9 protein-coding genes and 7 tRNA genes are annotated in these 13,246 nt (G+C 52.8%); 3 read left to right on the top strand and 13 right to left on the bottom strand.

Annotated features, from left to right (window positions below):
* The first annotated feature begins 83 nt into the window (after window positions 1-83).
* Window positions 84-1,259: a 3-demethoxyubiquinol 3-hydroxylase gene (gene ubiF, locus K8W53_RS15630; RefSeq protein ID WP_000184627.1), complete on the top strand. Its 1,176-nt coding sequence runs from the start codon at window positions 84-86 to the stop codon at window positions 1,257-1,259.
* A gap of 66 nt (window positions 1,260-1,325) precedes the next feature.
* On the opposite strand, the gene K8W53_RS15625 is transcribed toward ubiF, so the two are convergent.
* The 13 genes from K8W53_RS15625 to nagB form a co-directional block, all read right to left on the bottom strand.
* The gene (locus tag K8W53_RS15625) at window positions 1,326-1,901 is read right to left on the bottom strand and encodes a membrane protein (RefSeq protein WP_001109082.1); all 576 of its coding nucleotides are present in this window, start codon (window positions 1,899-1,901) and stop codon (window positions 1,326-1,328) included.
* Between the two features lie 135 nt (window positions 1,902-2,036).
* Window positions 2,037-2,111 (bottom strand) — tRNA-Gln (locus K8W53_RS15620).
* A 43-nt stretch (window positions 2,112-2,154) separates the two neighbouring features.
* Window positions 2,155-2,229 (bottom strand) — tRNA-Gln (locus tag K8W53_RS15615).
* A gap of 46 nt (window positions 2,230-2,275) precedes the next feature.
* A tRNA-Met gene (locus tag K8W53_RS15610) sits at window positions 2,276-2,352 on the bottom strand.
* A 15-nt stretch (window positions 2,353-2,367) separates the two neighbouring features.
* Window positions 2,368-2,442, bottom strand: a tRNA-Gln gene (locus K8W53_RS15605).
* Between the two features lie 35 nt (window positions 2,443-2,477).
* Window positions 2,478-2,552, bottom strand: a tRNA-Gln gene (locus tag K8W53_RS15600).
* Between the two features lie 23 nt (window positions 2,553-2,575).
* Window positions 2,576-2,660: transfer RNA gene (locus tag K8W53_RS15595), tRNA-Leu, on the bottom strand.
* An 8-nt stretch (window positions 2,661-2,668) separates the two neighbouring features.
* Window positions 2,669-2,745 (bottom strand) — tRNA-Met (locus K8W53_RS15590).
* A 222-nt stretch (window positions 2,746-2,967) separates the two neighbouring features.
* Window positions 2,968-4,632, bottom strand: coding sequence for an asparagine synthase B (asnB, locus tag K8W53_RS15585; RefSeq protein ID WP_001728312.1), 1,665 nt, complete (start codon window positions 4,630-4,632; stop codon window positions 2,968-2,970).
* Window positions 4,633-4,921: 289 nt separating this feature from the next.
* Window positions 4,922-5,674 carry a ribonucleotide monophosphatase NagD gene (gene nagD, locus K8W53_RS15580; RefSeq protein WP_000153143.1) on the bottom strand — a complete coding sequence of 251 codons (753 nt, stop codon included), beginning with the start codon at window positions 5,672-5,674 and terminating at the stop codon, window positions 4,922-4,924.
* A 46-nt stretch (window positions 5,675-5,720) separates the two neighbouring features.
* Window positions 5,721-6,941: a DNA-binding transcriptional regulator NagC gene (gene nagC, locus K8W53_RS15575; protein WP_000187578.1), complete on the bottom strand. Its 1,221-nt coding sequence runs from the start codon at window positions 6,939-6,941 to the stop codon at window positions 5,721-5,723.
* Window positions 6,942-6,945: 4 nt separating this feature from the next.
* Complete coding sequence (nagA, locus tag K8W53_RS15570) at window positions 6,946-8,100, bottom strand: N-acetylglucosamine-6-phosphate deacetylase (RefSeq protein WP_000271186.1); 1,155 nt, start codon at window positions 8,098-8,100, stop codon at window positions 6,946-6,948.
* A gap of 59 nt (window positions 8,101-8,159) precedes the next feature.
* The gene (nagB, locus tag K8W53_RS15565) at window positions 8,160-8,960 is read right to left on the bottom strand and encodes a glucosamine-6-phosphate deaminase (protein WP_001237059.1); all 801 of its coding nucleotides are present in this window, start codon (window positions 8,958-8,960) and stop codon (window positions 8,160-8,162) included.
* Window positions 8,961-9,286: 326 nt separating this feature from the next.
* Between nagB and nagE the strand changes: the two genes are divergently transcribed.
* A complete protein-coding gene (gene nagE, locus K8W53_RS15560) occupies window positions 9,287-11,239 on the top strand; it encodes a PTS N-acetyl glucosamine transporter subunit IIABC (protein ID WP_001023069.1) in 1,953 nt (650 codons plus the stop codon).
* A 210-nt stretch (window positions 11,240-11,449) separates the two neighbouring features.
* Window positions 11,450-13,117 carry a glutamine--tRNA ligase gene (gene glnS, locus K8W53_RS15555; protein ID WP_001287186.1) on the top strand — a complete coding sequence of 556 codons (1,668 nt, stop codon included), beginning with the start codon at window positions 11,450-11,452 and terminating at the stop codon, window positions 13,115-13,117.
* Window positions 13,118-13,246 lie beyond the last annotated feature (129 nt).

The following is a 13,246-nucleotide window of genomic DNA, read 5'->3' as shown; positions in this document are numbered from 1 at the left end:
GGTTGTGACCAGTATGACTGACGTCAGCCCTAATGGGTAAAAAATCCTGTAAACTTGTCTAAAACGTAACAGGATGAATGACCATGACAAATCAACCAACGGAAATTGCCATTGTCGGCGGGGGAATGGTCGGCGGCGCGCTGGCGCTGGGTCTGGCGCAGCAAGGGTTTACGGTGATGGTAATAGAACATGCCGCGCCTGCGCCGTTTGTGGCTGACAGCCAGCCTGACGTGCGGATTTCGGCCATTAGCGCGGCATCCGTGGCGCTGCTCAAGGGGCTGGGCGTTTGGGAGGCGGTGCAGGGGATGCGTAGCCATCCTTATCGGCGACTGGAGACCTGGGAGTGGGAAAACGCCCATGTGGTGTTCGACGCCGCTGAACTCAAGCTGCCGCTGTTAGGCTATATGGTAGAGAACAACGTCCTGCAACAGGCGCTGTGGCAGGCGCTGGAAGCGCACCCCGGCGTGACGCTGCGCGTTCCGGCTTCACTGGCGGCATTGCACCGCCGCCACGATGGTTATGCGCTGGAACTGGCCGACGGCGAATGGGTAACGCCGAAGTTAGTGATTGGCGCCGACGGCGCGAATTCGCAGGTTCGGCAAATGGCGGGAATTGGCATTCATGCCTGGCAATATGCGCAGTCGTGTATGCTTATCACCGTCAAGTGTGAAAATGCGCCAGGCGACAGCACCTGGCAGCAGTTTACGCCAACGGGGCCGCGCGCTTTTTTGCCGCTGTTCGACGATTGGGCGTCGCTGGTGTGGTATGACGCTCCGGCGCGTATTCGCCAGCTACAGAGTTTATCGATGACGCAATTGCAGGTGGAAATTAACCAGCATTTTCCGGCGCGTCTGGGGGCGGTGATGCCTGTCGCGGCGGGCGCGTTTCCGCTAACCCGTCGTCACGCGTTGCAGTATGTACAACCGGGGCTGGCGCTGGTAGGCGACGCGGCGCATACCATTCATCCGCTGGCCGGGCAGGGCGTCAACCTGGGGTATCGGGATGTTGATGCGTTGATTGATGTGCTGGCGAGTGCCCGTAGCTATGGCGAGTCCTGGGCCAGCCATTCGGTGTTGAAACGCTATCAGACGCGGCGCATGGCAGATAATTTTATGATGCAAAGTGGAATGGATCTGTTTTATGCCGGGTTCAGCAATGAACTGCCGCCGCTGCGTATTTTACGCAATATGGGGCTGATGGCGGCGCAGCGCGCAGGCGTGCTAAAACGTCAGGCGCTGAAGTATGCGTTGGGGTTGTAACCCGTTGAATGCCTTACCCGGTTTGTAAAAACGCTCAATTGCAGGTCGGGTAAGCGTATTGACATCTTACTTTACTGCAAATAAAGCACATAAACCTAATTTCCCTTTGAAATCAATTTCATACCAAGGTGATGCCATTTCAATTGTGCATACGTTGTATTGGCAACGTACTACTTTATGTAGCATCAGTAATGTGGAACTCATTGATTTTACAAGAATCGCCAGGGTGATTAATGCGGCGAGAATCCGATACCACGTCAGTGTTGCATGTTGGACATCAAACCACAGAATATAAAAAGTGATGATGTGAAGAATGACTTTGCTGGACAGGGCGCGAATATAGAATCCACGCAGCGCCGTTTTCGAGGAAAACGCGACATTAATCAGCGCGCTTTGTTTTTCTTGCACAGGGATCCCTGGCAGATACACTATCCATTCCGCACTATTCTGGCGCAACATGACGGCCTTTTTCTGGTGCAGTATATGTAGCCTCATTGACACTGCCACGGGGTAAACCAGACCCAAAATAATCAACCAGGCGGCGCTGGCCGTGATATCAATGAAGGTGAAAGCGCAGAGCAAGACGACCATAAAAAATGTTAATGGCCGCAAAAAGAGATACCAACAAAACTGGTAATTCATTGTGAGGTTACCGAACGATCCCTGTAAGGCTTTATCATAGCGTTTTACTGATAGCAGGGCATTGAGGGGGAAACCTCTTTCGGAATTTATAAACGCAGAAAAGCAAAAAGCTCGCCGAAGCGAGCTTTTTAAAGGTGGCTGGGGTACGAGGATTCGAACCTCGGAATGCCGGAATCAGAATCCGGTGCCTTACCGCTTGGCGATACCCCAATTGTCGTACTTCTTGCGCTCATTAGCAGAGCGTCTTTAAAACTGGCTGGGGTACGAGGATTCGAACCTCGGAATGCCGGAATCAGAATCCGGTGCCTTACCGCTTGGCGATACCCCAACAAATTATTTTCGAACCGGTCGAATACCTCGACGCGTTCTGAATATGGTGGCTACGACGGGATTCGAACCTGTGACCCCATCATTATGAGTGATGTGCTCTAACCAACTGAGCTACGTAGCCAGATGATTTCTTCGATGGCTGGGGTACCTGGATTCGAACCAGGGAATGCCGGTATCAAAAACCGGTGCCTTACCGCTTGGCGATACCCCAATACCGTCGCGGTGAACCGCAAACTCGAAGAAATATGGCTGGGGTACCTGGATTCGAACCAGGGAATGCCGGTATCAAAAACCGGTGCCTTACCGCTTGGCGATACCCCATCCGTACAACGCTTATCGGTGAATGGTGCGGGAGGCGAGACTTGAACTCGCACACCTTGCGGCGCCAGAACCTAAATCTGGTGCGTCTACCAATTTCGCCACTCCCGCAAAAAAGATGGTGGCTACGACGGGATTCGAACCTGTGACCCCATCATTATGAGTGATGTGCTCTAACCAACTGAGCTACGTAGCCATCTTTTTTTCGCGTTACCTTATCGGCGTTGCGGGGCGCATTATGCGTATTGAGCCTTGAAGCGTCAACCTCTTTTTCATCGAAAAACGTCGGAAAGTGTCTGTTTGGTTAGGTTGCGAACAGCGTGGCGCAATATTCGGCAATTATTGGTTATTAATCGTTTTTCCGAAAGTGGTTTGCTATAAAAAAAGAGCCCCTAAGGGCTCTTTCGTCATCGTTAATTTACTGGTACGCCGACTGATGCACGCCGACCGCGCGGCCTGACGGGTCATCCATCGTTTTGAATGCTTCATCCCACTCAATGGCTTTGGCGGAAGAACAGGCCACGGACGGGCCGCCGGGTACGCATTCCGCCGCGCTCGGCACCGGGAACAGCTCTTCAAAAATTTCGCGGTACAAGTACGCCTCTTTAGACGACGGCGTGTTGTATGGAAAGCGGAAGCGGGCGGTTTCCAGTTGTTGATCGGAAATCTGTTTCGCCGCCACTTCTTTCAGCGTATCGATCCAGCTGTAGCCTACGCCGTCAGAGAACTGCTCTTTCTGACGCCACGCGACGCTTGCTGGCAGATAAGACTCGAAGCACTCGCGCAGCACGTGTTTTTCCATCTTGCCGTTACCGCACATTTTATCCTGTGGGTTGATACGCATCGCCACGTCGAGGAATTTTTTATCCAGGAACGGTACGCGCGCTTCCACGCCCCAGGCGGACATCGCTTTGTTGGCGCGGGCGCAGTCATACATATGCAGCGCCTGTAGCTTACGGACCGTCTCTTCATGTAACTCTTTGGCGTTCGGCGCTTTATGGAAGTACAGGTAGCCGCCAAACACCTCATCGGAACCTTCGCCGGAGAGCACCATTTTGATGCCCATCGCTTTGATCTTACGCGACATCAGATACATTGGCGTTGAGGCGCGGATAGTGGTCACGTCATAGGTTTCAATGTGGTAGATAACATCACGAATGGCATCAAGGCCTTCCTGCACGGTGAAGTGAATTTCATGATGCACGGTGCCGAGGTGGTTAGCCACTTCCTGGGCCGCCTTCAGGTCAGGCGAACCTTCCAGACCGACTGCAAAAGAGTGCAACTGTGGCCACCAGGCTTCGGAGCGCTCCTGATCTTCGACGCGACGGGCGGCGAATTTTTTGGTGATTGCCGAAATAACCGACGAGTCCAGACCGCCGGAGAGCAGCACGCCATAGGGCACGTCGGACATCAGGTGGCTTTTCACGGATTCTTCCAGCGCCTGGCGCAGCTCATTTTTGTCGGTAACGTTGTCTTTTACCGCATCGTAATCGAACCAGTCGCGCTGATAGTACTGACGAATTTCGCCGTCTTTGCTCCACAGGTAGCTGCCCGCCGGGAACTCTTTAATGGTGCGGCAGACCGGGGTCAGCGCTTTCATTTCTGACGCTACGTAGAAGTTGCCGAATTCGTCATAGCCCATGTAGAGCGGAATAATACCGATATGGTCACGACCAATCAGATAAGCGTCTTTTTCGCTGTCATACAGGGCGAAGGCGAACATCCCCTGTAAATCGTCAAGGAAATCCGGCCCTTTTTCCTGATACAGCGCGAGAATAACTTCGCAGTCGGAGCCTGTCTGGAACGCGTAACGATCGCCATACTCCGCGCGTAACGTTTGATGGTTATAAATTTCACCGTTCACCGCCAGCACGTGGGTTTTTCTGGCGTTATACAGGGGCTGGGCGCCGGCGTTAACATCAACAATCGACAAACGTTCATGTGCGAGAATCGCGTTATCGCAAGCGTAGATGCCGGACCAGTCCGGGCCGCGATGGCGCATCAGGCGTGACAGTTCAAGGGCTTTTTTACGCAGTTCCGCTGCATCTGTTTTGATATCGAATACGCCGAAAATAGAACACATAGCCTTCTCCGTTAATCTGTTGCATCGTACTTTTTGTGTTTGCTTGACTAAAAAATGCCGCAAAGGCGTGGAAGGCGCAAGGGGATTACGGTCTGAAAAATGAAAAATGCAATCGTCATTGTTGATTAGTGAAAAATGATTACATATTGCGCGGATTTATTGATGGATCTTCAGTTTTATCGTGGATTAATTGAATTATGTTTTTCCTGATGGCGTTTCGCTTATCAGACCTACAATGTTGTTCGAACCGTAGGCCTGAAAGCTATGCGTCATCAGGCAGGGGACAGGTTTAGATAACGTCGATCTCAGCGACGGAAGGGTAAATCCAGCTTGGGCGGAATGGCATACTGTCAATATCATTGATTGTTGATACGCCAGAAAGCACCAGAATGGTCTCCAGACCGGCCTGGAACCCCGCCAGAATGTCGGTGCGCAGGTTGTCGCCGACGATAACGGTCTCTTCCGAGTGCGCCTGCATTTTGTTTAATGCCGCGCGGATGATCCACGGGCTGGGTTTGCCGACATAAAACGGCTTCCGGCCGGAAATTTTTTCAATGCCTGCGCACAGCGCGCCGCAGGCCGGATAAAAGCCGCGACCGTGGGTATCCGGGTTGGTGGCGATAAAGCGCGCGCCATTGGCGACGAAAAATGCTGCTTTATGCATCATGTCCCAGTTGTAGGAGCGGGTTTCTCCAACGATGACAAAATCAGGGTTCACATCGGTAATGGTAAACCCCGCTTTATAGAGCTCGTGAATGAGCGCGCCTTCGCCCACGACATACGCTTTCTTACCTTCCTGACGGCGCAGAAAATCGGCTGTCGCCATTGCTGACGTATAAAACACGCTGTCCGGCACGTTAACGCCAGCGGTAGCAAAACGGTTCGCCAGATCCTGGCCGGTTTGCGACGGGTAATTGGTCAGCAGCACCAGCGGCAGACCTTTTTCCAGAATCCCCGTCAGAAATTCCGCCGCACCGGGTACGGCTACGTTGTCGTGCATCAGCACGCCGTCGATATCGCAGATTACATTCTTGATGGTCATGAACTACCCAGGGAATTTGTGAATAATCCGATACTATAAGAGCGCATCAACTTTCCAGCAAACGTTGCAGCAATGTTCCGTTGAGCATGGCGCGTTTAACTAAGGCAAATGCGCCGATAGCAGAACGGTGATCCAGCGTGGAGCGTACCACCGGCAAATTTTTGCGAAAGGCCTTTAACGCCTGCGTATTGATACAGCTTTCGATAGCGGGCAACAGGACTTTATCGGCTTCAATGATCTCGCCGGCAATGACGATTTTTTGCGGATTAAACAGGTTGATAGCAATGGCGATCGTTTTGCCCAAATGGCGACCAACATGCTCAATGACTTCCGAAGCCAGGCTGTCGCCCCGGTTTGCCGCCTTACAGATGGTTTTAATCGTGCAGTCGTCAAGCGGAACACGGCTTTGATACCCTTGTTTAAGCAAATTCAGCACCCGTTGTTCAATCGCCGCATTGGCGGCAATGGTTTCCAGACAGCCGAAATTACCGCAGTGGCAGCGCTCGCCCAACGGCTCCACCTGAATATGCCCAATTTCGCCGACGTTGCCGTTACGGCCAATGAAGATGCGTCCGTTGGAGATAATCCCGGCGCCTGTACCACGATGAACGCGCACCAGAATCGAGTCCTCGCAATCCTGACTGGCGCCGAAGTAGTGTTCCGCCAGCGCCAGGCTACGGATATCGTGTCCCACGAAACAGGTAACGTGAAACCGTTTTTCCAGCGCTTCGACCAGTCCCCAGTTTTCAACCTGAATGTGCGGCATGTAACGAATCACGCCGCTTTCCGGATCGACAAGCCCTGGCAGGATCACCGAGATAGCGATCAATTCACGAATTTTACGCTGACAGCTATCAATAAAGACGGCGATGGTGTTGAGCAGCGCATGTTCCAGCGTCTCTTGGGTGCGCTCCGGCAGCGGATAATGCTCCTCAGCGACCACTTTACTGCTCAGATCGTAGAGCGTTAAAGTGGTGTCATGACGGCCCAGGCGAACGCCAATGGCATGGAAGTTACGGGTTTCCGTGACGATAGAGATAGCGCGGCGGCCTCCGGTAGAGGCCTGCTGATCGACTTCTTTGATCAGCCCGCGTTCAATGAGTTGACGCGTAATTTTCGTTACGCTGGCGGGAGCAAGCTGGCTTTGTTCGGCAATTTGTATGCGCGAGATAGGACCATGCTGGTCAATCAGGCGGTAAACGGCCGCGCTGTTAAGCTGTTTTACGAGATCAACGTTACCTATCTGAGCTTGTCCGCCTGGTGTCATATTCTCACTTACTCAAGTCAACGACCTCGTCACCATTAACGATGGTCTTGATAATTTTAAAATCGTGGGTGAACGCGGTCAGGTTGGCGACTTTACCCGGCGCAATGCTACCGAGATGTTTATCAACGCCGATAGCGCGTGCCGGATAGAGCGTTGCCATGCGCAGCACTTCATCCAGCGCGATGCCGCAATGCGCGACCAGGTTGCGTACGCCTTCAATCATGGTTAAGGACGAACCGCTCAACGTACCGTTTTCATCCACACACAGTCCATTGCGGTAGTATATTGTTTTACCTGCGAAAATGAACTGCTCAATATTGGCCCCCGCCGGTGCGGTGGCGTCTGTCACCAGACAAAGTTTGTCGCCTTTAAGGCGTTTGGCATTGCGAATGTTGGCGTAGTCGACATGCAGACCATCGGCGATAACGCCGCAATAAATATCCGCTTCGTCCAGAACGGCGCCAGCAAGGCCCGGCTCACGCCCTGTAATGTACGGCATCGCGTTAAACAGGTGAGTCGCAAAGGTAATCCCGGCGCGGAAGCCCGCTTTTGCCTCTTTTAACGTCGCGTTGGAGTGGCCTGCGGAAACCACAATGCCCGCATTCGCCAGTTTAGCGATTACGTCAGCAGGCACCATTTCCGGCGCGAGTGTAACTTTGGTGATGACGTCGGCATTATCGCATAAGAAATCGACCAGCGCAGCGTCTGGTTTACGCACGAAATCAGGATTATGGGTGCCTTTTTTTACCAGATTAAGCCAGGGGCCTTCCAGGTGGAGACCCAGCGCCTGGTGCGGATGTTTTTCCAGGTATTCGCGCATGACGCGAATGCCCTGTTTCATCAATTCGTCGCTGGTAGTGATAAGCGTTGGCAGAAAGTTAGTACAGCCCGATTTTTCATTGGCTTTCTGCATAATTTCCAGCGTTTCAACGCTGACGGCTTCTGCGGTATCGTTAAACTGCACGCCGCCGCAGCCGTTTAACTGCACATCAATAAAACCGGGGGAGAGAATGGCCCCATTCAATGAGCGTTGTTCTATTCCCGGCGGCAGTTCGGCCATCGGACAAACGCGGTCAATCAGGCCATTAGCGACAACAAGCGCATGGTCATCAAGAATTTCGTGACCGGTAAAGATCCGGCCCTGGGTTAAAGCATACATTCCGACCCCCGATATCAAAAATTTACCGCCCCGCATTGACTGGCGGGGCGGAGACAACATTACAGACCTTTAATATTTTCTGCTTCTAATTCATTGAAATATTTCAATGTTTTAACTTTAAGTTCCATTGTGGACGGCTCATCGCATACCACAACCGCTTTCGGATGGAGTTGCAGGCAGCTAATGGTCCACATGTGGTTGACGTTGCCTTCAACCGCCGCCTGCAGCGCCTGGGCTTTCTGATGGCCCAGCACCAGAATCATCACTTCTTCCGCATCCAGCAGCGTGCCTACGCCTACCGTCAGCGCGTATTTCGGCACCTGGTTTACGTCGCCGTCAAAGAAGCGGGAGTTCGCTACGCGAGTATCATGGGTTAACGTTTTGATACGGGTACGGGAAGCCAGGGAAGAAGCCGGTTCGTTAAAGGCGATGTGACCGTCGTTGCCGACGCCGCCCATAAACAGATGGATTTTACCGTAAGAACGAATTTTTTCTTCATATTGACGGCATTCTGCATCGATATCCGGTGCGTTACCGTTGAGAAGATTGATGTTTTCTGCTGGAATATCAACGTGATCGAAAAAGTTACGATGCATAAAGCTGTGGTAGCTTTCCGGGTGCTCTTTCGGCAGGCCAACATATTCGTCCATATTAAAGGTGACCACATGCTTAAAGCTGACCTCGCCCGCTTTGTGCATCTCAACCAGCGCTTTGTACGCCGTTAGCGGCGTGCCGCCGGTAGGCAGTCCAAGGACAAACGGACGATCGGCGGTCGGTTTGAACGCATTAATACGGTTAACGATATGGCGAGCGGCCCATTTGCCAACCTGTTCTGCGGTACTCAGGGGGATCAGTCTCATTCTTCACCTCAATAATCAATGTCAAAATTTGGCGGATCGTATTAAGCGTAACCTGGATATCCAGGGTTCGTGTTCAATCCGTCCTGATTTTTTGAATCATAAAATAAGTTTTCCGTGTTAGCCAGTGGATGGTGGGGGTAATTACGATATTTAGTGATTATAATCACAAAAAACACCCGTTTAATTTGCGAGGCGAATTAATTTTCCACACACTCTGCAGAAGATGATCTCACCGTTCGATTACAGAACATCACGTTTTTAACGTTTGCAGCACAATAAAAAACGGCTTCAAAGAAGCCATATCGGCGTCTCGTAGGGGGAATAAGATGAATATTTTAGGTTTTTTCCAGCGGCTGGGTAGGGCGTTGCAGCTCCCTATCGCCGTGTTGCCGGTGGCAGCGTTGTTGCTGCGATTCGGCCAACCAGATTTGCTGAATATGCCGTTTATCGCGCAAGCGGGCGGGTCTATTTTCGATAACCTGGCGCTGGTTTTCGCTATCGGCGTGGCCTCCAGTTGGTCTAAAGATAGCGCAGGCGCGGCAGCGCTGGCGGGAGCCGTGGGTTACTTCGTCATGACCAAAGCGATGGTGACGATTAACCCGGAAATCAACATGGGCGTGCTGGCGGGGATTATTACCGGTCTGGTCGGCGGCGCGGTTTATAATCGCTGGTCTGGTATCAAACTGCCTGATTTTCTCAGTTTCTTCGGTGGAAAACGTTTTGTGCCGATCGCAACGGGCTTTTTCTGTCTGGTGCTGGCCGCTATTTTCGGTTACGTCTGGCCGCCGGTACAGCATGGCATCCATGCGGGCGGTGAATGGATCGTTTCCGCAGGCGCGCTGGGTTCCGGTATCTTTGGCTTCATCAACCGTCTGCTGATCCCAACCGGTCTGCATCAGGTACTGAACACCATCGCCTGGTTCCAGATTGGCGAATTCACCAATGCCGCAGGCACTGTATTCCACGGCGACATCAACCGCTTCTATGCTGGCGACGGCACGGCGGGGATGTTTATGTCCGGCTTCTTCCCGATCATGATGTTTGGTCTGCCGGGCGCCGCTCTGGCGATGTATTTCGCCGCGCCGAAAGAACGTCGTCCGATGGTGGGCGGTATGCTGCTGTCTGTCGCGATCACCGCGTTTCTGACCGGCGTAACCGAGCCGCTGGAATTCCTGTTTATGTTCCTGGCGCCGCTGCTGTACCTCCTGCACGCCATTTTGACCGGTATCAGCCTGTTCGTCGCGACGTTGCTGGGTATCCATGCGGGCTTCTCTTTCTCGGCAGGCGCGATCGACTATGTTCTGATGTATAACCTGCCAGCGGCCAGCAATAACGTCTGGATGTTGCTGGTGATGGGCGTTGTATTCTTTATCATCTACTTCCTGCTGTTCAGCGCGGTTATTCGTATGTTTAACCTGAAAACGCCGGGCCGCGAAGATAAAGTTGATGAGATGGTAACGGAAGAAGCCAACAGCAACACCGAAGAAGGGTTAACGCAACTGGCGACCAGCTATATTGCTGCGGTTGGCGGTACGGACAACCTGAAAGCGATCGATGCATGTATTACCCGTCTGCGCCTGACCGTGAACGACTCTGCTCGCGTCAACGATGCGGCCTGCAAACGCCTCGGCGCTTCCGGCGTGGTGAAACTGAACAAACAGACCATTCAGGTTATTGTCGGCGCGAAAGCGGAATCGATTGGCGATGAAATGAAGAAAGTGGTGGCGCGGGGACCGGTCGCGGCAGCGTCTGCTGATGCGGCTCACGTTGCAACACCTGCTCCGGCGGCCAAACCCCAGGCGGTGCCGAATGCGGTGACTATCGCTGAACTGGTCTCTCCGATTACCGGTGAGGTAGTGGCGCTGGATCAGGTACCGGATGAAGCGTTTGCCAGCAAAGCGGTCGGCGACGGCGTAGCGGTGAAACCCACCGATAAAACCGTGGTTTCTCCGGCGGCGGGTACTATTGTGAAAATCTTCAACACTAACCACGCGTTCTGTCTGGAAACCGAAAAAGGCGCGGAGATCGTTGTCCATATGGGTATCGATACCGTCGCGCTGAACGGTCAGGGCTTCAAGCGTCTGGTAGAAGAGGGTGCGGAAGTCACGGCGGGTCAGCCAGTTCTGGAACTGGATCTGGACTTCCTGAATGCCAACGCGCGCTCCATGATAAGCCCGGTTGTTTGCAGCAACAGCGATGACTTCAGCGCTCTGGTCATCAAAGCGGATGGTCACGTGGTAGCGGGTCAAACGCCACTGTACGAGATTAAGAGCAAATAATCGCTTCCTGGCCGGATAAGGCGTAAGACGCCATCCGGCGATATCACAGAAAACATAAGCGGCAGAGGGGAACCTTCGCCGCTTTTTTTTACCGCAATTAGCCCCAATATTTTCTGCAAAGCCACTTTTTAAGTAACTAAAGGTTGTCAGTCTGTCCGGCTTATAAGATCATATGCCGTTATACGTTGTTTACGCTTTGAGGAATCCACGATGAGTGAGGCTGAAGCCCGCCCGACTAACTTTATTCGTCAGATTATTGATGAAGATCTGGCGAGTGGTAAACATACCACTGTCCATACCCGTTTTCCGCCGGAGCCGAATGGCTATCTGCACATCGGCCACGCGAAATCTATCTGCCTGAACTTTGGCATCGCGCAAGATTATCAGGGCCAGTGCAACCTGCGTTTCGATGATACCAACCCGGTAAAAGAAGATATCGAGTACGTTGATTCGATCAAAAACGACGTCGAGTGGTTAGGCTTTCACTGGTCTGGCGATATTCGCTACTCCTCCGATTACTTTGACCAACTGCACGCCTATGCGGTCGAGCTGATCAATAAAGGCCTGGCCTACGTTGATGAGCTGACGCCGGAGCAGATCCGCGAATACCGCGGTACGCTGACCGCGCCGGGTAAAAACAGCCCGTTCCGCGATCGCAGCGTGGAAGAAAACCTCGCGCTATTTGAAAAAATGCGTACCGGCGGTTTTGAAGAGGGTAAAGCCTGTCTGCGCGCCAAAATCGACATGGCGTCGCCGTTTATCGTGATGCGCGATCCGGTGCTGTATCGCATTAAATTCGCCGAGCATCATCAGACCGGCACGAAGTGGTGCATCTATCCGATGTACGACTTTACTCACTGCATCAGCGATGCGCTGGAAGGCATTACTCATTCTCTGTGTACGCTGGAGTTCCAGGATAACCGTCGTCTGTACGACTGGGTGCTGGACAACATCACCATTCCGGTTCACCCGCGCCAGTACGAATTCTCGCGGCTGAATCTGGAATACACCGTGATGTCCAAGCGTAAGCTGAACCTGCTGGTGACCGACAAACACGTCGAAGGTTGGGACGATCCGCGTATGCCGACTATTTCCGGTCTGCGCCGTCGCGGCTATACCGCAGCTTCTATTCGTGAGTTCTGCAAACGCATCGGCGTCACCAAGCAGGACAACACCATTGAGATGGCGTCGCTGGAATCCTGCATTCGCGAAGATCTGAACGAAAACGCGCCGCGCGCGATGGCGGTAATCGATCCGGTAAAACTGGTTATCGAAAACTACCCGCAGGGTGAGAGCGAAATGGTTACCATGCCTAACCATCCGAATAAACCGGAGATGGGCAGCCGTGAAGTGCCGTTTAGCGGTGAGATCTGGATCGATCGCGCAGATTTCCGCGAAGAAGCGAACAAGCAGTACAAGCGTCTGGTGATGGGCAAAGAAGTGCGTCTGCGTAATGCCTACGTCATTAAAGCGGAGCGCGTAGAGAAGGATGCCGAAGGGAATATCACCACCATCTTCTGTACCTATGATGCCGATACGCTGAGTAAAGATCCGGCTGACGGGCGTAAAGTGAAAGGCGTAATCCACTGGGTTAGCGCAGCACATGCGTTGCCGATTGAAATTCGTCTCTACGACCGTCTGTTTAGCGTGCCGAACCCGGGCGCCGCGGAGGACTTCCTGTCCGTTATCAACCCCGAATCATTAGTGATTAAGCAGGGGTATGGTGAGCCGTCGCTGAAAGCGGCGGTAGCAGGAAAAGCTTTCCAGTTTGAACGTGAAGGCTACTTCTGCCTCGACAGCCGCTATGCAACGGCCGATAAGCTGGTCTTTAACCGCACCGTGGGCCTGCGTGATACCTGGGCGAAAGCGGGCGAGTAAGCACTGCGCCAACAGGCGAATGCTGTAAAAATACCTTGTCAACGCCGCGTTTTGCGGCGTTTTTTCTCTGCATTTCCAAGAGCCTATCCCATTAGGGCTATTTTACTTGCCATTTTGGACCTGGGCAGT

The organism is Salmonella sp. A29-2 (assembly GCF_020150755.1).
In the GTDB taxonomy this organism is placed as follows: Bacteria; Pseudomonadota; Gammaproteobacteria; order Enterobacterales; family Enterobacteriaceae; genus Salmonella; species Salmonella enterica.
The sequence above is the reverse complement of the archived record's forward strand: the minus strand, read 5'-3'. Positions and strand labels throughout refer to the sequence as shown.